This window comes from Sulfuriferula sp. GW1, assembly GCF_047300855.1.
Lineage (GTDB): Bacteria > Pseudomonadota > Gammaproteobacteria > Burkholderiales > Sulfuriferulaceae > Sulfuriferula.
This window is the reverse complement of sequence record NZ_CP170197.1, coordinates 1,118,775-1,141,262: the sequence shown is the minus strand read 5'-3', so window position 1 is coordinate 1,141,262 and position 22,488 is coordinate 1,118,775. Positions and strand designations below refer to the sequence as shown.

The 22,488-nt window shown below is 56.8% G+C and carries 26 protein-coding genes; 18 read left to right on the top strand and 8 right to left on the bottom strand.

Annotated features, from left to right (window positions below; genetic code table 11):
• Nucleotides 1-143 precede the first annotated feature (143 nt).
• From ACFDAU_RS05700 to ACFDAU_RS05685, 4 genes are all read left to right on the top strand, one after another.
• Nucleotides 144-497: a DUF883 family protein gene (locus ACFDAU_RS05700; RefSeq protein ID WP_413439037.1), complete on the top strand. Its 354-nt coding sequence runs from the start codon at nt 144-146 to the stop codon at nt 495-497.
• Nucleotides 498-503: 6 nt separating this feature from the next.
• Nucleotides 504-896 carry a phage holin family protein gene (locus ACFDAU_RS05695; RefSeq protein WP_413439036.1) on the top strand — a complete coding sequence of 131 codons (393 nt, stop codon included), beginning with the start codon at nt 504-506 and terminating at the stop codon, nt 894-896.
• Nucleotides 893-1,171: a YqjK-like family protein gene (locus ACFDAU_RS05690; protein WP_413439035.1), complete on the top strand. Its 279-nt coding sequence runs from the start codon at nt 893-895 to the stop codon at nt 1,169-1,171. The genes ACFDAU_RS05695 and ACFDAU_RS05690 overlap by 4 nt, the downstream gene beginning before the upstream one ends.
• Before the next feature lie 111 nt (nt 1,172-1,282).
• Nucleotides 1,283-1,495, top strand: coding sequence for a hypothetical protein (locus ACFDAU_RS05685; protein WP_124703432.1), 213 nt, complete (start codon nt 1,283-1,285; stop codon nt 1,493-1,495).
• A gap of 137 nt (nt 1,496-1,632) precedes the next feature.
• Here the strand turns inward: ACFDAU_RS05685 and ACFDAU_RS05680 are convergent, their stop codons facing one another.
• On the bottom strand, nt 1,633-2,967 hold the full coding sequence (locus ACFDAU_RS05680; protein ID WP_413439034.1) for a DEAD/DEAH box helicase: 1,335 nt from the start codon (nt 2,965-2,967) through the stop codon (nt 1,633-1,635).
• A gap of 416 nt (nt 2,968-3,383) precedes the next feature.
• On the opposite strand from ACFDAU_RS05680, the gene ACFDAU_RS05675 reads away from it, so the two are divergent.
• Complete coding sequence (locus ACFDAU_RS05675; RefSeq protein ID WP_413439033.1) at nt 3,384-5,117, top strand: bifunctional metallophosphatase/5'-nucleotidase; 1,734 nt, start codon at nt 3,384-3,386, stop codon at nt 5,115-5,117.
• A 671-nt stretch (nt 5,118-5,788) separates the two neighbouring features.
• Here the strand turns inward: ACFDAU_RS05675 and ACFDAU_RS05670 are convergent.
• The 7 genes from ACFDAU_RS05670 to tsaE all read right to left on the bottom strand — a co-directional run bounded on the left by ACFDAU_RS05670 (nt 5,789) and on the right by tsaE (nt 11,992).
• Entirely contained in the window at nt 5,789-6,487 is a 699-nt protein-coding gene (locus ACFDAU_RS05670) for a helix-turn-helix transcriptional regulator (protein ID WP_413439032.1), read from the bottom strand.
• Nucleotides 6,488-6,496: 9 nt separating this feature from the next.
• Nucleotides 6,497-6,814, bottom strand: a complete 318-nt coding sequence (locus ACFDAU_RS05665) for an EthD family reductase (protein WP_413439031.1) — start codon at nt 6,812-6,814, stop codon at nt 6,497-6,499.
• Between the two features lie 12 nt (nt 6,815-6,826).
• On the bottom strand, nt 6,827-7,129 hold the full coding sequence (locus tag ACFDAU_RS05660) for an antibiotic biosynthesis monooxygenase family protein (RefSeq protein ID WP_413439030.1): 303 nt from the start codon (nt 7,127-7,129) through the stop codon (nt 6,827-6,829).
• A gap of 419 nt (nt 7,130-7,548) precedes the next feature.
• On the bottom strand, nt 7,549-8,379 hold the full coding sequence (locus ACFDAU_RS05655) for an NYN domain-containing protein (RefSeq protein WP_413439029.1): 831 nt from the start codon (nt 8,377-8,379) through the stop codon (nt 7,549-7,551).
• A 9-nt stretch (nt 8,380-8,388) separates the two neighbouring features.
• The gene (gene mutL, locus ACFDAU_RS05650; protein ID WP_413439028.1) at nt 8,389-10,158 is read right to left on the bottom strand and encodes a DNA mismatch repair endonuclease MutL; all 1,770 of its coding nucleotides are present in this window, start codon (nt 10,156-10,158) and stop codon (nt 8,389-8,391) included.
• A gap of 62 nt (nt 10,159-10,220) precedes the next feature.
• Nucleotides 10,221-11,531, bottom strand: a complete 1,311-nt coding sequence (locus ACFDAU_RS05645; protein ID WP_413439027.1) for an N-acetylmuramoyl-L-alanine amidase — start codon at nt 11,529-11,531, stop codon at nt 10,221-10,223.
• On the bottom strand, nt 11,495-11,992 hold the full coding sequence (tsaE, locus tag ACFDAU_RS05640; RefSeq protein WP_413439026.1) for a tRNA (adenosine(37)-N6)-threonylcarbamoyltransferase complex ATPase subunit type 1 TsaE: 498 nt from the start codon (nt 11,990-11,992) through the stop codon (nt 11,495-11,497). The genes ACFDAU_RS05645 and tsaE overlap by 37 nt, the downstream gene beginning before the upstream one ends.
• Between tsaE and queG the strand changes: the two genes are divergently transcribed.
• From queG to ACFDAU_RS05575, 13 genes are all read left to right on the top strand, one after another.
• Nucleotides 11,984-13,063, top strand: coding sequence for a tRNA epoxyqueuosine(34) reductase QueG (gene queG, locus ACFDAU_RS05635; protein WP_413439025.1), 1,080 nt, complete (start codon nt 11,984-11,986; stop codon nt 13,061-13,063). The two genes, tsaE and queG, sit on opposite strands and share 9 nt — an antisense overlap.
• A complete protein-coding gene (gene murI / locus ACFDAU_RS05630) occupies nt 13,041-13,859 on the top strand; it encodes a glutamate racemase (protein WP_413439024.1) in 819 nt (272 codons plus the stop codon). Before queG ends, murI begins: the two co-directional genes overlap by 23 nt.
• Nucleotides 13,860-13,902: 43 nt before the next feature.
• Nucleotides 13,903-14,529, top strand: a complete 627-nt coding sequence (locus tag ACFDAU_RS05625) for a class I SAM-dependent methyltransferase (RefSeq protein ID WP_413439023.1) — start codon at nt 13,903-13,905, stop codon at nt 14,527-14,529.
• A gap of 92 nt (nt 14,530-14,621) precedes the next feature.
• Nucleotides 14,622-15,368, top strand: coding sequence for a ferredoxin--NADP reductase (locus tag ACFDAU_RS05620; RefSeq protein ID WP_413439022.1), 747 nt, complete (start codon nt 14,622-14,624; stop codon nt 15,366-15,368).
• A 153-nt stretch (nt 15,369-15,521) separates the two neighbouring features.
• The gene (locus ACFDAU_RS05615) at nt 15,522-16,382 is read left to right on the top strand and encodes a phosphate/phosphite/phosphonate ABC transporter substrate-binding protein (RefSeq protein ID WP_413439021.1); all 861 of its coding nucleotides are present in this window, start codon (nt 15,522-15,524) and stop codon (nt 16,380-16,382) included.
• Nucleotides 16,379-17,839, top strand: a complete 1,461-nt coding sequence (locus ACFDAU_RS05610; protein WP_413439020.1) for an ATP-binding protein — start codon at nt 16,379-16,381, stop codon at nt 17,837-17,839. Before ACFDAU_RS05615 ends, ACFDAU_RS05610 begins: the two co-directional genes overlap by 4 nt.
• A 2-nt stretch (nt 17,840-17,841) precedes the next feature.
• The gene (locus tag ACFDAU_RS05605) at nt 17,842-19,212 is read left to right on the top strand and encodes a sigma-54-dependent transcriptional regulator (protein WP_413439019.1); all 1,371 of its coding nucleotides are present in this window, start codon (nt 17,842-17,844) and stop codon (nt 19,210-19,212) included.
• A 141-nt stretch (nt 19,213-19,353) separates the two neighbouring features.
• Nucleotides 19,354-19,845 (top strand): YeeE/YedE thiosulfate transporter family protein, encoded by a 492-nt coding sequence (locus ACFDAU_RS05600; RefSeq protein ID WP_413439018.1) that lies wholly within the window; start codon nt 19,354-19,356, stop codon nt 19,843-19,845.
• Nucleotide 19,846: 1 nt separating this feature from the next.
• Nucleotides 19,847-20,548, top strand: coding sequence for a YeeE/YedE thiosulfate transporter family protein (locus ACFDAU_RS05595; protein WP_413439017.1), 702 nt, complete (start codon nt 19,847-19,849; stop codon nt 20,546-20,548).
• Between the two features lie 29 nt (nt 20,549-20,577).
• Nucleotides 20,578-20,886, top strand: coding sequence for a sulfurtransferase TusA family protein (locus ACFDAU_RS05590; protein ID WP_124703447.1), 309 nt, complete (start codon nt 20,578-20,580; stop codon nt 20,884-20,886).
• Nucleotides 20,887-20,896: 10 nt separating this feature from the next.
• Nucleotides 20,897-21,115 (top strand): hypothetical protein, encoded by a 219-nt coding sequence (locus ACFDAU_RS05585; RefSeq protein ID WP_413439016.1) that lies wholly within the window; start codon nt 20,897-20,899, stop codon nt 21,113-21,115.
• A 99-nt stretch (nt 21,116-21,214) separates the two neighbouring features.
• Nucleotides 21,215-21,487 (top strand): hypothetical protein, encoded by a 273-nt coding sequence (locus ACFDAU_RS05580; protein ID WP_413439015.1) that lies wholly within the window; start codon nt 21,215-21,217, stop codon nt 21,485-21,487.
• A 10-nt stretch (nt 21,488-21,497) separates the two neighbouring features.
• Entirely contained in the window at nt 21,498-22,472 is a 975-nt protein-coding gene (locus ACFDAU_RS05575; RefSeq protein WP_413439014.1) for a sulfurtransferase, read from the top strand.
• Nucleotides 22,473-22,488: the final 16 nt, after the last annotated feature.

Below are 22,488 nucleotides of genomic sequence, written 5' to 3'. Positions count from 1 at the left end.
AAGAATCCTTTATTCCTAGGCATAAATTCTGTCCCGGTCTAAAGTGAATACTGGAGTTCAGGCATGATTGCGTATTTTGTTATCTGTTATGATCGATACAGGTACAGACCTGAATATCAACAACACGGTTCATGCATTTAATAATGAATGGAGAAACGACCTTGATCTCAAAAAAATCAGCCTCAGAAATGGATTTTACCGACATTAGCAAAGATCAGTTGATTTCTGACTTCAAAGTGGTGATTGCCGACGCCGAAGCCTTGCTCAAGGCCACAGCCAACCAGGGTGGCGAGGCAATGGCTGCGGTACGCGCAAAAGCAGAGGAGTCACTCGCTGTCGCCAAAGAAAAGATGGCCGATGCCCAAGCCGCGCTCATGGAAAGAACCCGGGCTGCAGCGCGTGCTACCGATGACTATGTACATGAAAACCCATGGAGAGCGGTAGGAGTGGCTGCGGGCGTGGGTCTGGTCATTGGTCTGCTGATTGGCCGTCGTTAAACAGGGATGGCTGCGGAACATAGTCCCTCCAGCAAAGGGCTGCTCGATTCGCTGAAGACCCTCACTGGCACGCTGATTGCCATTGTCTATACGCGTCTTGAATTGCTCTCCACTGATCTGGAAGAAGAACGCGAGCGCCTGGCGATTCTGTTGATGCTCATGCTGATAGCGCTATTTTGCATTGGCGTGGGGCTGATTCTTGCTGTCCTGCTGATTGTCGTGGCGTTCTGGGATACGCACCGCTTGCTGGTTCTGGCTGGATTCACCGGGCTGTTTTTGGTCGGCGGACTTTCAGCCTCCTGGGTGGCGCTGCATAAGTTGCGCACCAAGCCCAGGTTGTTCGCCGCAAGTCTGGCGGAGCTTCGCCAGGACAGCACACAACTAAACTCGCATAAATGAAATTTCAACTTGATCAACTGGCTCGTCGCCGCGAACATTTGCAGGCGCTCGCTGCGCGCCAGCGAATTGAACTTGGAGTACACGTGGAACCCTTGCGCGCTCCGTTGGCGCTTGTTGATCGCGGCATGGAAGCGGTTCGCTATGTACGGCGCAACCCATTGCTCGTAGCGGGTGCAAGCACACTTTTTTTTGCTTTGGGCAAGAAAGGCTCGGGAAAATGGCTGCGTCGAGGCTGGCTGGCATGGCAGCTCATACGCAGGATGCGCATGAAGTGAACAATTGCAAGGGTCGATCGGTTTGGTAAGTTTTCAGATTCAGGAACTCGGTGAAAAAAGAATTACAGCCAGACATCGAATCTCATAAATTCTCTTAATTCAGGGGTAATCATGAACGCTGCAAGAATATTGGCGATTGCACTCATTGTGGCTGGCGTCCTGGCTCTGACATATGGCGGCTTCAGCTATACCAAGGAGACGCAAGAGGTCAAACTGGGCTCGTTTGAACTTTCGGTCAAGAACAAGGAAACGGTCGACATTCCCATCTGGGCGGGCGTGGGAGCGATAGCGGCCGGCGTGCTTCTGCTTATCGTACGCAAATAACGCCGTCCGGCAGCCTGACTCGATAACGGCTAATCATCCTGCATTCATGCAGAATGATTAGCCGTTCGCCTGCCTGGTCATCTAAACCTCAGGGGATTCTTTGCGGCTTCTCCGAGGTTCCAACAGCGTGGGCCCACTCAACGATTGCGACCGCCTGTGCGATGCAGCGCAGGTGCACGGGCGGCCGGTTTTGCGCCGCCGCCCCCGGCTGGCCGAGCTGCTGGCTGACCGCCGGATCGAGCCGGCGTGCGTGCCCTGCCCTGTCCGCCTCCGCGCGGCTGGTTGCCACGCTGGCTGCCATTGAGTATCGGCTCGGCCTTGATGCGCGGATCGGGTTCAAAGCCCGGCAAAATCTCGGCGGTTAAATCACGTTTGGTCAGCCTGGCGATATCCGCCAGCAGTTTGTGCTCGTCCACGCAGACCAGCGACAACGCTTCGCCTTCACTACCTGCGCGCCCGGTGCGGCCGATACGGTGTACATAATCCTCGGCCACGTTAGGCAGTTCGAAGTTGACCACGTGCGGCAGTTCGCTGATATCGATGCCGCGTGCGGCGATGTCGGTGGCAACCAGTACCTGCAGGCTGCCGTCCTTGAACTCCTTCAATGCACGCGTACGCGCCGCCTGGCTCTTGTTGCCGTGGATTGCCATGGCCGGAATGCCGTCCTTGTCGAGCTGCTCCGCCAGTCGATTGGCAGCGTGCTTGGTACGGGTAAATACCAGCACCTGGAACCAGTTGTGTTCCTTGATGAGATGGGTGAGCAGCTCGCGCTTGCGCTCGCGATCCACCGCGTAGGCTTTTTGCGAGATCAACTCGGCAGTCGCGTTGCGGCGGGCTACTTCGATCATGGCCGGATTGTTCAACAGGCTGTCTGCCAGCGTCTTGATCTCGTCCGAGAAGGTCGCGGAAAACAACAGTGTCTGGCGCTGTTTGGGAATCAGCGCCATGATTTTCTTGATGTCGCGGATAAAGCCCATGTCCAGCATGCGGTCGGCTTCGTCCAGCACCAGAATTTCGACTTTGGACAGATCCACGGTTTTTTGCTGGGCATGATCGAGCAGGCGTCCCGGTGTTGCCACCAGGATATCCACACGGCTGCGCAGCTTCTGGATTTGCGGGTTGATGTTGACTCCGCCGAACATCATCATCGAGTTTAGTTTCAGATATTTGCCGTACTCGCGCACGCTTTCTTCCACCTGGGCTGCGAGCTCGCGCGTCGGGGTCAATATCAGGGCGCGAATGGGGGGGCGTCCTTCGGACGGGCCTTTGACAGCCTTGTCGGCGAGGCGATGCAGGATCGGCAAAACAAAACCGGCAGTCTTGCCGGTTCCGGTCTGCGCGCCGGCCAGCAGATCGCCGCCGGATAGCACAGCGGGAATGGCCTGCAACTGAATTGGGGTCGGGTCAGTATAGCCGCGCTCGGTAACGGCACGGACGATTTCTTCGGATAAACCGAGGGATGCGAATGACATAAATTTCCTGAAAAACAGATCGGCCTGTCGCTGCTTGGGCAGCGCCAGTCTTGGGCAGGCGGACGGGGGTTTGAAAGCCGGATAGGCAGCGGGATTGAGACTGTAGCAAACACCGCAGGCCTGCATTCTAACAGAGCGCGGAGGTTTGCGCTGAGTATTGCGGATACACGCATGTTGGACGGGAAACTGACGTGGGTAAATACGCTGATTTCAAGGTGACGCGCAACCGTACGCTATTATTATCTATCAGTAAAAAAGCGTAAGTGAATGATCCATTTTTTCGATGAGAAATTAAGTTATATCCGAATATTAGAATAATTTTATCCCATTTAGGATAGACGCTCGGCCACGTTGCCTACACAGCTATTGTCTGCATTGCAGATATCCATTTCAAGTACATCAAGGAAAGGTTTGTTATGCGATTAAGAAAAATTCCGCTGGTTGCCGGTTTGTTTCTGGCTTTCTCCTCCGTGACAGTGGCGCAAGCCGGAACCGGAACCGGTGAAGTGACATTTATCCATATGGGCGACCTGCATGGTCACTTGATTCCACACCCGAATGTACGTAGCGATGGCAATGGTCAAAGTGAGGGGGGCGTGGCGCGCATCTACACGCTGATCAAAGACATCCGCCGCGCCAAGCCCGAGCAAACCTTGCTGGTGAATACAGGCGATACGTTGCATGGCGGCGCTGAAGCTTTGTTCACCCAGGGCGAAGCCATGATTAAAGTTTTGAACGCCTTTCATATCGATGCGTATGCGCCAGGCAATTGGGACTATGTATACGGCGCGAACAAATTCCTTGACTATTTCACCGGCCAGCAACCCAAAGCCAACTGGCACCCGGTTATTTCCAATCTGTATTACGACAACTATCCCGGCGCCGAGGCTCGTACCGGGCAAAACGTTGCTGCACCCTACATCATCAAGACGATTAATGGTCTGCGCGTAGGGATCATTGGTTTTACCAGTGACCGCGGGCCCCAGGCCGGCGATCCGAACATTACCAAGGGTCTGAAATTCACCAACGGTGAAGCCGAGTATCAGAAATACGTCAAACTGTTGCGGGAGCAGGACGTCGATTTGGTGGTTGCCATCTCCGAGCTCGGATTGCATGGCAACCTGACGCTGGCGAATCGGATTCCGGGTGTCGACATTATCCTGTCCTCCGACAAGCATGAAATCACGCCCAAGCCTATTGTGTCCAAGCACGGCACGCTGGTGGTCGAGCAAGGCATGGACGGTCAGGTGGTCGGGGAACTCAATGTGCGGATAGTCAAGGGCAAGGTGGTCAGCAGTAAATATACTTCTCATCGCATCACCGACCGGATCAGGGAGGATCGCGGCATCGCCGCACTGGTGAAATCGGTACGCCTACCCTATGTTGCGGGACCCAAATTCCGGGCAGGCGAGATTAAAAACCCCATTAGTGGCGCTCGGCTACGCTATCCAATCGACACAGTTATCGGTCAGACGGAAATCCCGTTGTACCGCAGTAATTTCAGTAATGAACCCATGCCCGGCGTCATCGAAGGCAGTTCCCACGATTTCCTTACCGACGCATTCCGCGTCATGACCGGCGCTCAATTGGGGGGGATTACCGGGTTTCGTTATGGCACCACCATCGCAAAAGGTCCGATCAAAATGGAGGATCTCTACCACTTTATGCCCATCGGCCCGCAAATCGCCAAGGGTGAATTGACCGGAGCACAAATCAAGAAGACCCTGGAAGGCCAACCTCAAGGTGAGCAAGGACGTCCCGGAGAGTGGGTGAATGGCTGGACGGCGGGCTACAGCGGCCTGACTGCTGATTTTGACCCGCGTGCGCCGCAGGGAAATCGTGTCAGCAATATCCTGGTTAATGGCAAACCCCTGGACCCCAACGCCACTTACACGGTCGGCGGTTTTTATTACGATCTGATACCCAATCTGATCAATCGTGTCCCGGCCAAAAACATTGTTGTGCTGAAGGACCAGGACGATAGCATTCTGGATGGCACCGATGTGGTGAAACGCTATGTGGAGACGCTGCCTGCGAAAACGGTTAATAGCGAAACTTTGCAACTCGATCGCATCCGTCTCATCAATCCATTGCCCCAAGAGGAACATGGCATACGGGAAATTCAACCATTGGGATCAAACCCTATGTAATGGGCACCGGGGGCTAGTTATTTTTCGCTTAACCACATTGTGCGGAACCTTACTTATCGGGCCCCGGTAACCGCACAATGTAGCCCCCTTCTCGGCACGGGTGAGCGCGGGCAGTTTGTGCGCCTGCGCGTCTTCCAGCAGGTCGCTGAAAGTGCGGTAACCATAATACGACTCGTTGAAGTTGGGTTTGCACCCTTCATGGTCTGCTTGACCATCGAGGCCCACATTTTCTCTTCCTCGCCGCGCTCGGCCAGCAGGGCTTCAATGGTTTCGACCAAAAAGTAAACCACGAAGCCCATGCCCGCCTGCGCGAAAAACCCATCAACGCCGCACGCACCGGGACGTGATCAATTGAAGATGCTGTTCTCAGAAGAGTCAGCCTCACAGGAGACAATGGCGGCAAGGTGCCTTACCCTCCTGAGAGGCCCGGAAGGTGTTAAGGCTCTATCTCGGGGTCAAACGGCCTGGGCGGAAGTGCTCACCGGAATTTCCAATAAAGGGATTCCGGACGATTGCGTGATGAGACTCTGCAGTCATTCGGCGAAAAGGAGTTGATTGATCTGATACTAGGCATCGTGCTCATCAATGGACGGAACGGGCTGGCCATTTCCTTCCGCACGCCGTCAGGAAACTACCCGCCGGCGCAGTGACGTGATTATCGGAACGATCAGCTAGCCCGGCTTCTGCTTGTCGCCTATGCCTATCTCTTCGTTCAGATAATGTTCGAGGTTGCGCCGGGGATGCACAGGATAGTGTTCCTGCAGCACCTCGATATTCAGTATCCGGTCGAAGCGGAAGTTGCGGTAAGCATCGCGTTTCTCGCACCAGGCCAGCAAAGTCCAGTGGTCCCCCCAACCCACCATGCCGAGCGGCCACAGGATGCGTGCAGACTCCTGTCCATCCATGTCTCGATAGGAAATGGAGATTTTCTGCCTGGCCTCGCAAGTCTTGCGCAGCAGGCCATGAACACCACTCTCCGCGCGTTCAAAGGCAGGAATGCGGTATGGCAGACGTGAAATGGATATCAGCATTTCGGGTGTGAGCGCAGCGAGGATCTTGGCTTCGCCCTGCTTTGCGGCCTGAGCCAGTTCCGGGTCGGTCCACGCCTGCACCATGCGGCTGCCGACCAGCAATGCGGTGACCTCGTCCGAGCTGAACATGAGCGGCGGCAGATCGAAGCCGCCGCGCAAGCGGTATCCCACACCCGCCTCGCCGTCTATCGGCACGCCTGAAAGGACGAGAGCCTGGATGTCGCGGTACACGGTGCGAACTGCGATACCCAACTCTCCCGCCAGGGACCGCGCAGTGATCGCTGTTCTCCGCCCCTGCAGCAGCGTCACGAGCTGGAAGAGTCGTTCCGATTTGCGCACCGCAGCTCGCTACTGGCTGATGGCGACTTCGCTGAACTGGATGATCGGCTCGATGTCCGTGTAGTTCGGCATGTCGCCCTGCAGTTCGGCGGCATGAGGCAGGAATGCAGCCATGAAGTCTTCTGCAGTATTGAACAGATAATGGCACATCGCGACGAAACCCGGTGCCGAGCCGGGCTCCGGCCCTCGCAGGCCGCGTTCCACGGAAACGCCCTTGTAGCCTTCCCGCATGCCCAGCCGTGTGATGGAAAGCGACATGTGCGTATCGAGGTAGTAGTCCATGTCGAACTTGCCGGTATTGGGATACAGAATGCTGATCTTAATCATTACGGCCCCCTTTCATCCGCGTTGCATCGTATGCGCCCTGCTTAGACTGACCTTTATGCTATCGCGTGCCATCAGCGGTTCGCACATGTCCATCATCTCCTCGCCAAAACTTTTCTCGGCAGCAGCAGCCGCTTCCGGATTTTCCCAATAGGTGATGATAAGCCATTCGCCATCGTCTGTTTCCGACAGGCTGCGGAAACGGAAACCCGGCTGTTTCTTGGCCCATTCGTTGATCTTCCCGTTGACCTTCAGCCAATCCGCCGCAGTCTTGCCTTCCTGCAAACGAAAGCGTACCAGCGTTATCGTATCCGACATGTCATTCTCCTTGATCGATTTGCCGGGACATCCGGCAGGAGAATCTTACGCACCAGCTGCTGACAGCGTGATGGCAGCAATTATTGTCCTTGCACTTGTCCATCTCCGCTGCGATCCACCCGAAATCCGATCCTGTTATCTTCGGATGCCTGCGCGAAAAGCGTGGCCCCAGTCCTCATTGTCCTTGATGAAAAATAGCCATTCTGTCAGGGGCGAAGGGCTTGTTGTCCGCACCAGCTGGGTCCCGACAAGGACAGCAAAATATCAGGTGATAGAGTATTCGCAAATCCCAGGCGAGATGCGTGTCCTGACCACAAGGCATTTCAGTTTGAAGCCACAAGTGTTGGTGAATGATGTACGGGCTATTCTCCACCCGCGAGGCGGGCGAAGATATCGCCCTGACGGGCTGGATTTTAGAACTAGCCCTGTTTGTCGGCCAGCGGCAGACGCACGATGTAGCCACCCTTGTCGGCACGGGTGAGCGCGAGCAGTTTGTGCGTCTGCGCGTCTTCCAGCAGGTCGCTGAAAGTACGGTAACCATAGTAGGACTCGTTGAAATCGGGTTTGCGCCGCTTCATGGTCTGCTTGACCATCGAGGCCCACATTTTCTCTTCCTCGCCGCGCTCGGCCAGCAGGGCTTCGACGGTTTCGACCACGAGGTCGAACGCTTCCTGCTGCTTGTCGTTTTCGCTTCTGGGGGCAGTCTTCTTCGCCGCACCATTGACAACTTTATCGGGGGCTTTGCGCACTGCGCGTTTCTTCTGCGCTTCCTGTTCGCGCACCAGATCGTCGTAAAAAATGAATTCGTCGCAGTTGGCGATGAGCAGGTCGGAGGTGGAATTCTTGACCCCTACTCCGATCACCAGTTTGTTGTTCTCGCGCAGCTTGGACACCAGCGGCGAGAAATCCGAATCGCCGCTGATGATGACGAAGGTATCCACGTGCGACTTGGTGTAGCAGAGGTCGAGCGCATCCACCACCATGCGGATATCGGCTGAATTTTTGCCGGACTGGCGCACGTGCGGAATCTCGATCAGCTCGAATGCCGCCTCGTGCATCGGCGCCTTGAATTCCTTGTAGCGATCCCAGTCGCAATAGGCTTTCTTGACCACGATGCTGCCTTTGAGCAGCAGGCGCTCCAGCACCTTTTTGATGTCGAACTGTGCGTACTTGGCGTCGCGCACACCCAGCGCGATGTTCTCGAAATCGCAGAACAGGGCCATGTTGTTAATTTCATTGCGTTCCGACATCTCTCTCTCCTATTTCCCGCGCATAAACATTTTGTCCAGTTCAGCCAGACTGATCTGGAACCAGGTGGGCCGGCCATGATTACACTGGTTGGCGCGTTCGGTGGTTTCCATTTCGCGCAACAGCGCATTCATTTCGGTAATGCTCAATTGCCGGTTGGCGCGCACCGCACCGTGACAGGCGAGCGTGCCGAGCAGTTCGTTGCGGCGTTCGGTCAGTACGCGGCTGGCCCCCCATTCGCGCAATTCGTGCAGCACATCGCGGGCGAGTTGCGCGGGGTCGGCGTTTTGCAGCAGCCGCGGCACGGCGCGCACGGCCAGGCTGGTGGGGGACAGCGGTGCAATCTCGAAACCGATTTCGCGCAGGGCGGCCGCATGCTCTTCGGCCGCCGCCACGTCCAGCGCATCGGCCTGGAAAGCGGCGGGGATCAGCAACGGCTGGCTCGCCACCGCTTTCTGGTCGAGTGCGGTCTTGAGCTTTTCATACACCACGCGTTCGTGCGCGGCATGCATGTCCACCAGCACCAGGCCGGCTGAATTCTGGGCGAGGATATATACGCCGTGCAACTGGGCGATGGCGTAGCCCAGCGGGTGCGCGGCGGTTTCTTCCATCTGCGCGACTGCGGTTTTGGGCAGCGGCATATCCCGCGTCAGCAAGTCGTAAAAAGCAACGGGTTGCGCCACACCCAACGGCATCGGCGCTTGATAAGGGGTGCCCGAGGAAAACACCGGACGCGCGGCATGGCTGGCAGGCTCGGGGCTGGCCAGTTGCGCCTGCGCGGCCGGGTTCTCGCCGCCACGTCCTGCCAGCGTTTTGTTCAATGCGTGGTAGAGAAACTGGTGCACGGCACGGCCGTCGCGGAAGCGCACCTCGATCTTGGCCGGATGCACGTTCACGTCCACCAGCGCTGGATCGAGCTCCAGGAACAGGCAATAGGCCGGATGGCGCTCGTGGTGCAGCACGTCGCGGTAGGCCTGACGCAGCGCGTGGGCGATGAGCTTGTCGCGCACGAAACGGCCATTCACAAAAAAATACTGCGCATCGCGGCTGGCGCGCGAATAAGCAGGCAGCGCACTCATGCCGGTAAGGCGCAATCCCGCAGCGGATTCGTCTATTTCCAGCGCGCAGGCGGCGAATTCATCACCCAGCAACGCACCGATGCGGCGACGCGCGTCCTCGCTGCGCAGGTGATGCTGGGCGCGGCCATTATGCTGCAGGCTGAATGCCACATCCGGCCGCGCCAGCGCAATGCGCCGAAACGCTTCCTCGCTATGACCGTATTCGGTGGCCTCGGATTTGAGAAATTTACGCCGTGCCGGAGTATTGAAATACAGGTCGCGCACTTCAATGGTGGTGCCCGCTGCCAGCGCCGTAGGCTGGGGTTCTCCGGGCCGGCCGCCGTCTGTTTCTATCTGGTGGGCATGATCTGCGCCGACAGCGCGGCTCGCCAGGCGCAGCCGCGCCACCGCGGCGATACTGGCCAGCGCTTCGCCGCGAAACCCCAGGCTGGCAACGCGCTCCAGGTCATCCAGGCTGGTGATCTTGCTGGTGGCATGGCGCGCCAGGGCGATCTGCAATTGCGCTGCCGCAATGCCGGCACCGTTATCCGCCACGCGCATCAGCTTGATGCCGCCCTGCTCCAGTTGCACGCGAATCTCCGTCGCACCCGCATCGAGGCTGTTTTCCAGCAGTTCTTTCAACGCCGACGCCGGGCGTTCGACCACCTCGCCAGCAGCAATCTGGCTGATCAGTAGATCGGGGAGGAGTTGTATCGCAGGCATGGGCAATCCAGAAGTTGATGCCCAATTATACCCGGCCGCTCAACCCGGCCGGGTATGAAAAATCAGGAATTCTCCGCCAGCTTGGCGCGTATGGTAGCCGGGTTGGTAGCAAAGTAACGCTTGATGCCATCAACGATGGCCGTTGCCATTTTGTCCTGATACGCGTCGTCAGTCAGGCGCCGCTCTTCTTCCGGGTTGGAAATGAAAGCGGTTTCCACCAGGATGGACGGGATATCCGGGGCCTTGAGCACGGCAAAACCCGCCTGCTCGACGCGGCCTCTATGCAGATGATTGATGTCGGAGAGTTCGGTCAGCACTGCACGCCCGAGACGGCGACTGTCGTCGTTGGTTGCGGTTTGCGACAGGTCGATCAGGGTTCGCGCCAGATTTTTATCTTTCACCCCGACGTTCACCCCGCCCACCAGGTCGGCATCGTTTTCGTTTTTCGCCAGCCAGCGCGCTGCGGCACTGGTGGCGCCATGCTCGGACAGGGTAAACACGCTGGAACCGCGCGCATCCCGGTTGACAAACGCGTCGGCGTGGATGGAAACGAACAGGTCCGCATTGATTTGGCGCGCCTTGTCGACGCGCTCGCCCAGCGGAATGAAATAGTCGCCATTGCGCGTAAGTTCTGCACGCATGTTGGGTATGGCGTCGATCTTGGCCTGGACGCGTTTGGCGATGGCCAGCGTGACATCTTTTTCGTTGGTGCCATTGGCGCCATGTGCACCGGGATCGATGCCACCGTGGCCGGGGTCGATCATCACCGTAATCAGTCGCGTGATCTGGAATTGCGGTTTCTTGCCGCGCTTGCTGACTAATCTTTCTGCTTTGCGGGGCTCACTGGCTTGAGCCGGGAGTTCGGATTGTGGCGCACCATCCGAGGCGATCTCAGGCTGCGGATTGATGGCTGCCTGTGGAACGGCTTCCGGAATTTTCGCCGTGGCCGGGTAAACATCCAGCACCAGCCGGTTGCCATTCCCGCCTTCCGGTTTGAGATTAAATACACGCGGCTTAATCTCTCCGCGCAGATCCAGTACCAGACGCATCACACCAGGACGGTTGACCCCCGCGCGCAAGCCCGCAATCCACGGATCGTTAGCGCCAATTTTTCCCGCGAGATCATGCAATGCGGGCGAGGGTTCCACGCCTTCCAGGTCGATCACCAGGCGTTCCGGATTGCTCAGCGTGAACATCTTGTAGCTGATCGGCCCGGACGATTCCAGCGTGAGACGGCTGTAATCAGCGGATGGCCAATAGCGCACTGCATCGACCGCGTTCGCTGCCCAGCTCAGCATCGGCGCAAACAGCAGCGCCACCAGCAAAGTCCAGCTGGTTATCGGTGTATTGTGTCTCGCAATTGATTTAGCCATTGCCTGCCCGCCTCCGTTTCTGCCATCAGTTCGGCCGTTCTACCACTATCATGCATACTCAACAGCACCCGCACATCCGGCCTGGGGAGCCACTTTCCGGCTTTTTCCGGCCACTCGACCAGGCAAATGCTGTCTGCATTGAAATATTCTCTGAACCCCGCTTCTTCCCATTCTAGCGGATCGGCGAAGCGATATAAATCAAAGTGATATAACTTTAACCTAGAAATAGCATAAAGCTCAACCAAAGTATAGGTCGGACTCTTAACTTTTCCCTCGTATCCAAGCCCGCGCAGCATGCCGCGTACGAGCGTGGTTTTGCCCGCACCCAGGTTGCCGTTGAGATAAAACACCAGGCCAGGCGCCAGTATTCGCGCCATGTCTGCGCCCAAAGCAAGGGTGGCAGCTTCGTCGGGCAGGTGAAGAGTCAGCGGCGGCGGGGTATCATCGGCAGGATGGATCATGGCGAACTCGATTTAACGAAATTGGTACGGGCTATCAAGGCGTGGGGACAGGAACTCGGTTTTGGCGCCGTGGGCATCACCGATTGCGCACTGGACAACACCGAGGCGGAACTGCTCGCCTGGCTGGATAAAGACTACCACGGCGAGATGGATTATATGGCAAAACACGGCGTCAAACGCACCCGTCCCGCCGAACTGATACCCGGCACGGTGCGCGTGATTTCGGCACGCATGAACTACCTGCCGCCGCAAGCCGCCGAGAGCTGGGCGGTGATGAACGACGGCGATCTCGCCTTCATTTCCCGCTATGCACTGGGACGCGATTACCACAAGGTGCTACGCACTCGCCTGCAACAACTGACGACGCGCATCGAGGCAGCTGTGGGCACATTCAGCTACCGGGTGTTCACCGATTCCGCCCCGGTGATGGAAGTGGCACTGGCTGCCAATGCCGGGCTGGGCTGGCGCGGCAAGCACACCCTGCTGCTGGATCGCGACGCGGGGTCGTGGTTTTTCCTCGGCGAAATCTATACGGACTTGCCGCTGCCGGTGGACAACCCGGTTTCCGCACACTGCGGCAGTTGCCAGGCCTGCATAGATATCTGCCCCACGCAGGCCATCGTGGCGCCCTACGAACTGGACGCGCGGCGCTGCATCTCCTACCTCACCATCGAGCACTCCGGCACTATTCCTGTCGAGTTGCGCCCGTTAATGGGCAACCGCATCTACGGCTGCGATGACTGCCAGCTGGCGTGCCCGTGGAACCGCTTCGCCCAGACCAGCGAACTGGCCGATTTCGCGGTGCGCAACGGCCTGGATAGCGCTGCCCTCGCAGCACTGTTCGCCTGGAGCGAAGACGACTTCGACGCCCGCCTGCAAGGCAGCGCAATCCGCCGTATCGGCCATGAACGCTGGCTGCGCAACATTGCCGTGGCATTGGGGAACGCACCGACCAGCGATGCAGCGATGCATGCCCTGCACAGCCGTGCCGACCACCCCTCGGCGCTGGTGCGCGAGCATGTACAATGGGCGCTCTCGCAACATCGCAATGTCCAAATCCATGCAGATTGATCCCAAACAACCCATCGGCGTATTCGACTCCGGCATCGGCGGACTTACCGTCGTGCGCGCCCTGATGGAGCGCCTGCCGTTCGAGAATATCGTCTACTTCGGCGACACCGCACGCGTGCCCTATGGCGTCAAATCGGTGGAAACCATCGCCCACTACACCACCCAGATCGCCGAATTTTTGCTGGAAAAACAGGTCAAGGTACTCATCATCGCCTGCAACACCATGGCCGCCGTCGCCGCCCAGGTAGTGCGCGACTTGTCCCCGGTGCCGGTGCTGGATGTGATCGAAGCCGGTGCCGTCGCCGCGGTGGAAGCCACCCGTACGCGCCAGATCGGCGTCATCGGCACCCCCACCACCGTCAACAGCAATGCCTACGCCCGCGCCATTCAGGCCATGGCGTCGGACGCGCGCATCTACTCCCAGGCGTGTCCGCTGTTCGTGCCGCTGGTGGAAGAAGGCTGGCTCGATCACGAAGTCACCCGCCTCACCGCCCAGGAATATCTCAAACCGGTGCTGGCGGAACATATCGATACGCTGGTACTGGGCTGCACCCACTATCCACTGCTCAAGCCGCTACTGCAGAACGTGATGGGCAAAGACGTGAAACTGGTGGACTCCGCCGAAGCCATGGCCACCCGTACCGCGGCATTATTGGCGGAACAAGGCCTGGCCAACACCGATCCTGCTCCGCCACACTATGAATTTTACGTAACCGATGTGCCGGTCAAATTTCAGACCATAGGCGAGCGCTTTTTGGGGCGTTCGCTGAATCATGTGCATGTGGTGAAATGGTAAAGATTGACGGCGATGCTGGCCTGCCTATCCGGACATAATCAACATGAAACTCAGCCCGCAGGACCTGGAAAAAATCTCCGAGCTCACGCTCCAGCACTATAACCAGCGTTCCGAAGATTTTTGGGAAGGCACCCGTCATCATGATGTGAGCCAGAACATCGCGGCACTCCTGCAATACATGGATGGAGAATCCCCCTTTACCATATTGGATTTTGGCTGCGGCCCGGGGCGCGATCTCAAAGTGTTTGCCGAACTGGGCCATCGCGCGGTAGGTCTGGACGGCGCCGCGCAGTTTGCTGACATGGCGCGTGCGCATAGCGGCTGCGAAATATGGCAACAGGATTTTCTGAAACTGGATTTGCCGCAGCATCATTTCGATGGAGTATTTGCCAACGCCGTGCTGTTCCACATCCCCAGCCAGGAACTGCCAGCGGTGCTGAAACAATTGCACGCGACGCTGAAACCGCGCGGCGTGCTGTTTAGCTCAAACCCGCGCGGCAATAACACGGAAGGCTGGAACGGCGGGCGCTACGGCGCCTATTACGATCTGCAGACCTGGCAGCGGCATATGTCGGATGCCGGATTTATCGAGCTGACCCACTATTACCGTCCCAGCGGTTTGCCTCGGGCTGAGCAACATTGGCTGGCGAGCGTGTGGCGAAAACCATAATGTGCAGCAGGTCGTAAAATTAAAACGGCAAGAACCACTGTTAAAAACGACAGTCTATATGTCTTACAGATCGGCAATTTTGGAGAGTTTCAATGCCTTATTCGGAGCAAACAGTCACTGCAGTACGGCCCTGGTCGGATCGAACCTTCAGCCTGACACTCACCCGTCCGGCCGACTTTGTCTTCGCCAACGGCGAGTTCGTGACCATCGGCCTTAAACAGGAAGGCAAGCTCATCGCCCGTGCCTATTCCATAGTCTCGACCCAGGATGACGACCATCTGGAATTTCTCAGTATCCATGTTCCGGATGGCCCGCTGACCAGCCGTCTGGTCAATATTCAGCCGGGCGATACGGTCTGGGTAAATAGCAAGACTACCGGTTCGCTAACGCTGGCGCATGTGTTACCGGGGCGCAATCTCTATCTGCTGGCCACCGGCACCGGCCTGGCGCCCTTTATGAGCATGATCCGCGATCCGGCCACTTACGCTGCCTACGAAAAAGTCATTCTGGTGCACACCGTCCGCAACGAGGCAGAACTGGCCTATCGTGATGAGCTGGAAAGCAGTGCGGGAGACAAACTGCGCTATGTACCCACCGTGACACGCGAGCCTTTTGCACACAGCGATCGCTGCTCGGATTTATTCATCTCCGGTGAACTGTTCAAGGAACTCGATCTGCCCCAAGCCGATCCTGAGCTGGATCGGGTATTGATCTGCGGTAATCCCGACATGAACCACCAGATGACCGCCTATCTGCGCGAGAACGGCTGGACCATGACCAACCACCGTGGCATCGGCAATTTCAGCGTGGAAGCCGCCTTCGTCATTCAGCACACCTGAAACAACAGGAAGGCAAAAGGCAAAAATCAAGCCCAGGGAAAGGTCTTGAATTTTGCCTTTTGCCTTATTGCCTTTCCAGAACAAACCGCGTCGCTTAATATTTGAGGCGCAGGGAGTGAGCCTGCTACCATACGAGGACTTATGGAACGGCACATGCTCTGCTCAGGAACCCGCAGCCGGATAGCCCGTGCCACGTGCGCGGCAGTCTTTTTGATGCTCGCGGGTTCATGGTTGCCGTTTCTCCCCATTTCCCAGGCACACGCCTCCGATCTTCCTCCCTATCGCTTCGGTGTTCTGCCCCTGCAAAGCCCGAACAAGCTCGCATCCATGTTTTTGCCGCTGACCAAGGTGCTGGAAGATCGCCTGCACCGCCCGGTCCAATTTGTCACAGCGCCGAGCTTCTCGATTTTTATGCAGCGCGTCGCACAGCGGGAATACGATATCGTGTACCTCAATCCTTTGCTGTGCGCCGAGGCGCAAAAATCCGGCTATCACGTTATTGCCAAAATTGCGGGAGAACCCTTCACCGGCATCCTGGTGGTACGCCGCGACAGCAATATCACCAAACTTGCCGCTCCGCTCCGACCGGGATTGCGCCTGGGTTTTCCCGACCCTGGTGCTTTCGCAGCGACCGTGATGACACGCCGCTACTTGGAAAGCCTGGGCATCCCGGTAGACAGGGATTTCGAGGTTAAATATTTCGGCTCCCAGGACTCCGTACTAATGGCCCTGTATTCCGGACTGGTGGATGTTGCCGGCACCTGGAAGCCTTCCCTGCGTTCCATGCCGAAACATATTCAGCAAGCATTGCGGATTATCGCCGAGACGCCGCCGGAACCGCAGATGCCCATCGCCGTACGCGACGACATGCCGGCTGCCGACATGAAAACGGTTGCCAAAGTCTTGGTGGATATGGGCAGCACCAGCACCGGCCGGCAGATTCTTAATGGCATGGAACTGCCCCAAGGCTTCGTGCTCACGAACGATAGCGAGTATGCCAAGGTGGGTAAATGAGCCAACCCGAGTCCGGCAACCTGACCATCCCGTTACCAAAAACCGCTAACAAAAACGCTGGATTCACCCATACATTGCGTTTTCGCCTGATGCTCTCTGTGGCATTGGTGCATGTAGTACTGATGGGCATATTCGTTGCGGACGCTGTGCGGGAACAGTCGGATAAAATCCAGGCCGAGTTATACAGTCGCGGCCGTTCGCTGGTTGCCCTGACCGCTGTGGCTTCGACCAATGCCCTGCTTACAGAGGATCTGGGTGCGCTTGCGGAAATCATTCACCGGGTCAAGAGCCAGCCCGAAGTGGTGTATTGCGAAATACTGGATTCGCGCGGACGCGTGCTGGGGACGACTTATCCGGAACGCCTGGGCAAAGTCTTGCCATTGCTGGCTGCCCGATCTGAACATTTCCCGCTGCCAGCAGGCGATCACGTACTTGATCTGCAAGAGCGGATTCGCATAGCCGATCAGACTATCGGAATCGTGACGATAGGATTGTCCACTGTTCGTATGGATTCCGCCTTAGCCAAGACCTGGCGCGATGGCTTGTTTTTTATCCTCACTGCCTTGATTGTGGGCAGCGGTGCTGCATGGGTTCTTTCTCTGGTCACTACGCGCGGATTGCGCAACATGATGGAGGCAGCGAGCAAAATCAGCCAGGGCAACCTTGACGTAAGGGTTCCTGCAAACTCGCAAGATGAGGTGGGCATGCTGGCTACGGCCTTTAATCACATGGTGGCTTCGCTCAAACAGGCCTCGGAAGACGCCGCACAGGAACACGAACGGCGTAACCAGGCAGAACGGCTCGCTTGCGTGGGTGAAATGTCGGCGATGATTGCCCACGAAATACGCAATCCGCTATCCGCCATCATTAATTCAGTTAATTTGCTAGGCGGAGACACCCTGAACCAGGAAGATCGTAGCCAGGTGATCTCCATCCTGAACAATGAATCCGGGCGTCTGAGTCGTATCCTCGGCGATTTCCTGGAGTTTGCCAAAATGCGCGAGTCACAATTGACCCGCGCCAACCTGAAAGTGCTCATCGAAGAAATCGCCAACATGTTGTACCAGGATCATCAGGCAGGCAAACGTCTTCGCGTTGCCATTCATTGCGCACCGGATGCCCAAATGGCCGTTTTCGATCACGACCAGATGCGCCAGGTATTATGGAATCTCATGCTTAACGCACTGCAATCCATGCCTGAAGGTGGCGAGCTGTCAGTCATGACGCGACGTGCAGGAGAAAAAATAATGGTGCATATTGCGGATACCGGCTGCGGTATCGCACCGGATTTCCAGAAAGAAATCATCAAGCCCTTCGTCTCCAGCCGCAAGGGTGGTACCGGCCTGGGGCTCGCTATCGTGCAACGCATTCTGGTGCAGCACGGCACCCAGTTGAGCATCAAAAGCACACAGCATGTTGGAACAGAAGTCAGTTTTCAATTAAACGGTATTCACTAGTCATGGCTACTATCCTGATCGTGGACGATGAGTTTTCCATCCGAAAAACACTCGGCCTGCTGTTGAAGACGGACCAGCATCAGGCGCTGGAGGCAAGCAATCTGGCAGCGGCCAAAGCCTGCCTGGACAAGCATATCGTGGATCTGGTGATCACCGACCTGCGCATTGGCGAGGAAAGCGGTCTGGAGCTATTGACCTACCTGAAGGACACCGGTTACGCCGCGGAAAGCATCATGATGACCGCCTATGCTTCCATCGAAACCGCGGTGGAAGCCATGCGTCTGGGCGCTTACGATTACCTCACCAAACCCATTAACCCGGACGAGCTGTTATTGCGGGTACACAAAGTACTGGAAAAAAAATCTCTGTACGAGGAAGTCACCCGTTTGCGCGGCGAATTGTCCAGACGCGACAAACTCGGCCACATCACTGCACGCAGTCCACGCATGGCGGAGATTCGGAAAATTGTCGAACGTATCCGGGATCGCGACCTGCCGGTGTTGATCACCGGGGAAACAGGTACCGGCAAGGAAGTTCTGGCAAACGTCATCCATAGCGTGAGCGCCCGCAGTCACGGCCATTTTGTCGCGATCAATTGCTGCACGCTGCCTGAAGAATTGCTGGATTCCGAACTGTTCGGCCACATTAAGGGTTCGTTTACCAGCGCCACTTCGAACCGCAAAGGGCTGTTCCAGCAAGCGCATGGCGGCACGCTTTTTCTGGATGAAATCGGCGACGTCAGCCCGCGTCTGCAGGCCAAGCTGCTACGCGCCCTGCAGGAAGGAGAGGTGCGCCCGGTCGGCAGCGAAACCTCCATCAAGGTAGATGTGCGCATCATCGCAGCAACCAACTGCGATCTGGAGGAAATGGCGAACCAGGGAAGTTTCCGTCGCGACTTGCTGTTTCGTCTGAACGTGCTTCCCATCCATATCCCGCCGCTACGGGAAAGACGCGAAGACATTCTGCCGCTGATTGATTATTTCCTGGAGATGGAGCGTAAACAACTCGGGCGCCACGATCTCAATCTGAGTCCGGCAGCCCGGCAAAAACTGATCGAGTACGATTGGCCGGGTAATATTCGGGAATTAAAAAATGTTGTGGAACGCAGTTTTGCTCTCTACGGTGGGCCAGTTCTTGATGCGCACGAAATCGCCTTGACGATGAGGCCGAATACTCCAGGAATAGTCGAAAAAAACAAAACCCTGGCCGAGGCAGAAGCCGAGCATATCCGGAACACATTAGCCGAAAATCACGGCAATCAGGTCGCGGCCGCGCGTGTTCTGGGCATCAGTCGCTCTACCTTGCGCAGGAAACTGGACGAGATGAGTCACTCATCCCTGTCTCATTCTGACTCACCCCCTGTCGCATTTTAAATCACCTCGCAGCCTATCTCCGTTATCCATCCACAATCAACATATTGAATTAACACAACAATATGCTGATGGCATAACCATTGCTCATGGCATCTCAACACGCTGCAAATAGCGTGGCCATAAGACCCAATGGAGAGCCGGATGGACCTGTTCAAAAAAACCCTTAATCCCGTCGCGGCACTGGCGATCATCGCAGTGCTCGACATCTTTCTATTTCTGGTTGTCGGTGCGTGGACAGTCGGCGGTGGCGAAACCATGATGACCGGGCTCATCGCCAAATTCTTCATGGGCAGCGCCATTGATCGCATTCCGTTCTGGAGTGTCGCGTTCCCGCCCGACCCTTACTACTGGAAAATTTACATCAGCCTGGGAATGGTGTTCGGCGCCTTTGTGGGTGCCGTGCTCAGCAAGGAGTTCTGCTGGCGTATGCCGCATCGCCTGACCGAATGGGTGATGATCACCATCGGCGGCTTGCTTATGGGTATCGGCATCCGACTTGCCTTTGTGTGCAATGTGAGCACTTTTTTCGGACTGACGCCGGAAATGAACCTGGGCGGCTACCTTGCGGTGAGCGGCATTCTGGCAGGCACCTGGGTCGGTACCTTGATTTACAAAAAGAATCTGGAGGGATGACATGACACCTGTGGCGGAATGCCTGTCGGCATTTATTTTTGGCACCACCGTGGGGCTGCTGGTACAACGCTCGCGTTATTGCAATGTAGCAGCCCTGCGCGACGCCATGCTGTTCAAAACCTATCGCAATACCAAAGCCATGCTGGTGGCGATGATGATCATGACGCTGGGGTTTACCGCGTTCATCACCATCGGGGCGGGTAAACCCATGCAATTCGACGTGGGGTTGAACACCTTTATTGGATTGTTTCTATTCGGCCTTGGCATGGTGCTGGCCGGTGCCTGTACGGTGTCCACCTGGGTCAAGGCCGGTGAAGGCAATATCGGCGCGATCTGGGCGCTGTTGTTCACCTTTATCGGCATGTTCCTGTTTTCACTGGTGTGGTCCTTCGATTTCTGGCCGCCTGCGCCGCAGACCATGACCGGCACACCCAACCTGGCAGGGCTGCAGTTCGGGTTCGCCAATGCGGCAACGCTGCAAAGCAGTACCGGTATTCCAGCCATCGTATTCGGCGCGTTGCAGACACTGGTCCTGTTCGGCATCTATCGTGCGATTTTGAAGCGGGAACGTGCGGAGGCTCCGGTACCTGAGCCCCAGGCCGCGTCCATAGAAGCGTCAGCATGCGATGCCTGGGCTGATTCTTCCGCTGAACCTGCCGTGCAAGGCGCCTTGGCAAGAGCCGAGGCAAGCCAGCCGGCATAACCCAATCACCAAGCATAAAGGAGCGAATAATGGGATTTTTCAGCAAGAAAACCGAGGCAGTGCCCGATGCTGGCCAAATGACGCAGGCGGTATTGCCGGACGGTACCCAGCATCTTATCAAGCAGCAAATCAACTGCCTGGGTGACTCCTGCCCGCGCCCCCAGCTGATGACAAAAAAGGCGCTCTCCACGGCGATGCCAGGCGATGTCATCGAAGTCCTGATTGACAACGCCACCTCCATGGAGGCCATTCCTCCCATGATGAAAGATCTGCGTAGCTCGCACCTTGCGACCGTGAGAGCGGACAGGTGCTGGCATGTCTATGTGCGTAAAGATTGAGGAGACGACAATGCGTTTCGCAAAATTACAAATGGTCGTGTTCTCGACATTATCGGCGGCAATCAGCATCGGTGGCCTGGCATACATCTTCTTGGATCCACCCGCTTATCTTCATGCTACCCGGCAAGGTGTGCCCTATTTCACCCCCCAAGTCATCAACCCCGCCGACGGCAAAGCGCTGGATTTGAATATGCTGGTCAGGCATTACCAGGGAAAGGACAAATCATGACTCTGGATTTTGCAAGCATTCTGCAAATCATCATGTTCGTGGTGGCTTTCTATATCACCTATGTCTGCCTTACCAAGGATATTTTTTGAGAGGCTCGCGATGAAGAAAGAAATCCTGATTTTCTGGCTGGCGGCCCTGGCTCTGGCCTTCGGTCTGTCGGCATTGCTGTTCCACTACGCCGCACTTGCGCCTGGCGCGCTTGCCAAAGCGCGTACGCCGCAGCCGATGGAAAGCATGCCGGATGTCAATTTGGGCAATGCCTATGGCACGGTATCGGTTACCGATCTGATCGGCTACTACATCGAACATCCGCCCGCGCCGAAAGGCACCACTGCCGCAGACGACGGCGAGCACCGGTTTGGCGGTTGCTGACTAGCCGGCCATGCGCGGATTTTTCCCGATCCTTTTCACCATGCTGTGGATGGTGCTGGCCGGGAATAGCCAGGCGTCGGAGGTTGCCTTCGGCTATACCGATCATGCCTCGAATCTGATCGGCAGCGTGACGGTCGTGGATGCGCGCGCCGAGGATGCCTGCCTGCATTACACCGTGCGCGGCGCCCACTGCCTTCCCGCTGCCGATTTTCTTGGCCCGCACGGACGCCTCGCGAGCTTTCGCGAAATCTATTGGCTTTTGGGAACCGCCGGGCTGTCGGAGCAAGCCCATGTATTGGTCGTGGGCGATGACCCAACTGAACGTGATTTCGTGGCCGGCATGCTGTATCTGTGTGGGCAAAGAAAAGTATCCATTCTGACTATCCCCATCGCGCGCGGCGCTGGCCTGGAACAGACTCAAATGGGACAGGGCACAGGCCGCGGAATGACGCGCAATCCGATTTATCTAGGTGTCGTACGCGAAGGCCGGATCGTGTTGCGCGACGAACTTGCGCAAGCATTAACCTCAAATCATCCACCGCTTTTACTGGATGGGCGCAGCGAGGACGAATACTGGGGAGCGCGTATCAGGGCCATGCGCGGCGGACATCTACCGGGAGCTCAATCCTTGCCGATGCTCAAAGCACGGCAGCAAATGGCCAACAACACTTTGCAGCTGCCGCTGCGAGACGGGTTGGTCGTATATGCCAACGACCCCTTTGAATCGGTTGCGTACTTTACCTTGCTGCGCGCAGGCGCGGGCGCGGAAGTGCGGGTGTTTCAGGATGGCTGGGTGGATTGGGCGAACCATCCCGCATTGCCGATGGACTCTGTCACCTATCCAAACGCTTTACTGAGTGTCGCCCCTACCAGGCAGCCGGAGAAGCAAACGAATCCCGGTCAAATTGCGCTGATATTGGGAGGAATTTCCATGTTAACCGCATTTTCAGCAGGATTTTTTTACCTTGGAAAAAGGAGAAGCTAGTTGGAAATGCTGTTTG

Bases quoted from the DNA above. Each gene is read 5' to 3' on its own strand.
- ACFDAU_RS05700 (WP_413439037.1), top strand. From the start codon at position 144: ATGAATGGAGAAACGACCTTGATCTCAAAAAAATCAGCCTCAGAAATG.
- ACFDAU_RS05695 (WP_413439036.1), top strand. From the start codon at position 504: ATGGCTGCGGAACATAGTCCCTCCAGCAAAGGGCTGCTCGATTCGCTG.
- ACFDAU_RS05690 (WP_413439035.1), top strand. From the start codon at position 893: ATGAAATTTCAACTTGATCAACTGGCTCGTCGCCGCGAACATTTGCAG.
- ACFDAU_RS05685 (WP_124703432.1), top strand. From the start codon at position 1,283: ATGAACGCTGCAAGAATATTGGCGATTGCACTCATTGTGGCTGGCGTC.
- ACFDAU_RS05680 (WP_413439034.1), bottom strand. From the start codon at position 2,967: ATGTCATTCGCATCCCTCGGTTTATCCGAAGAAATCGTCCGTGCCGTT.
- ACFDAU_RS05675 (WP_413439033.1), top strand. From the start codon at position 3,384: ATGCGATTAAGAAAAATTCCGCTGGTTGCCGGTTTGTTTCTGGCTTTC.
- ACFDAU_RS05665 (WP_413439031.1), bottom strand. From the start codon at position 6,814: ATGATTAAGATCAGCATTCTGTATCCCAATACCGGCAAGTTCGACATG.
- ACFDAU_RS05660 (WP_413439030.1), bottom strand. From the start codon at position 7,129: ATGTCGGATACGATAACGCTGGTACGCTTTCGTTTGCAGGAAGGCAAG.
- ACFDAU_RS05655 (WP_413439029.1), bottom strand. From the start codon at position 8,379: ATGTCGGAACGCAATGAAATTAACAACATGGCCCTGTTCTGCGATTTC.
- mutL (WP_413439028.1), bottom strand. From the start codon at position 10,158: ATGCCTGCGATACAACTCCTCCCCGATCTACTGATCAGCCAGATTGCT.
- ACFDAU_RS05645 (WP_413439027.1), bottom strand. From the start codon at position 11,531: ATGGCTAAATCAATTGCGAGACACAATACACCGATAACCAGCTGGACT.
- queG (WP_413439025.1), top strand. From the start codon at position 11,984: ATGGATCATGGCGAACTCGATTTAACGAAATTGGTACGGGCTATCAAG.
- tsaE (WP_413439026.1), bottom strand. From the start codon at position 11,992: ATGATCCATCCTGCCGATGATACCCCGCCGCCGCTGACTCTTCACCTG.
- murI (WP_413439024.1), top strand. From the start codon at position 13,041: ATGTCCAAATCCATGCAGATTGATCCCAAACAACCCATCGGCGTATTC.
- ACFDAU_RS05625 (WP_413439023.1), top strand. From the start codon at position 13,903: ATGAAACTCAGCCCGCAGGACCTGGAAAAAATCTCCGAGCTCACGCTC.
- ACFDAU_RS05620 (WP_413439022.1), top strand. From the start codon at position 14,622: ATGCCTTATTCGGAGCAAACAGTCACTGCAGTACGGCCCTGGTCGGAT.
- ACFDAU_RS05615 (WP_413439021.1), top strand. From the start codon at position 15,522: ATGCTCTGCTCAGGAACCCGCAGCCGGATAGCCCGTGCCACGTGCGCG.
- ACFDAU_RS05610 (WP_413439020.1), top strand. From the start codon at position 16,379: ATGAGCCAACCCGAGTCCGGCAACCTGACCATCCCGTTACCAAAAACC.
- ACFDAU_RS05605 (WP_413439019.1), top strand. From the start codon at position 17,842: ATGGCTACTATCCTGATCGTGGACGATGAGTTTTCCATCCGAAAAACA.
- ACFDAU_RS05600 (WP_413439018.1), top strand. From the start codon at position 19,354: ATGGACCTGTTCAAAAAAACCCTTAATCCCGTCGCGGCACTGGCGATC.
- ACFDAU_RS05595 (WP_413439017.1), top strand. From the start codon at position 19,847: ATGACACCTGTGGCGGAATGCCTGTCGGCATTTATTTTTGGCACCACC.
- ACFDAU_RS05590 (WP_124703447.1), top strand. From the start codon at position 20,578: ATGGGATTTTTCAGCAAGAAAACCGAGGCAGTGCCCGATGCTGGCCAA.
- ACFDAU_RS05585 (WP_413439016.1), top strand. From the start codon at position 20,897: ATGCGTTTCGCAAAATTACAAATGGTCGTGTTCTCGACATTATCGGCG.
- ACFDAU_RS05580 (WP_413439015.1), top strand. From the start codon at position 21,215: ATGAAGAAAGAAATCCTGATTTTCTGGCTGGCGGCCCTGGCTCTGGCC.
- ACFDAU_RS05575 (WP_413439014.1), top strand. From the start codon at position 21,498: ATGCGCGGATTTTTCCCGATCCTTTTCACCATGCTGTGGATGGTGCTG.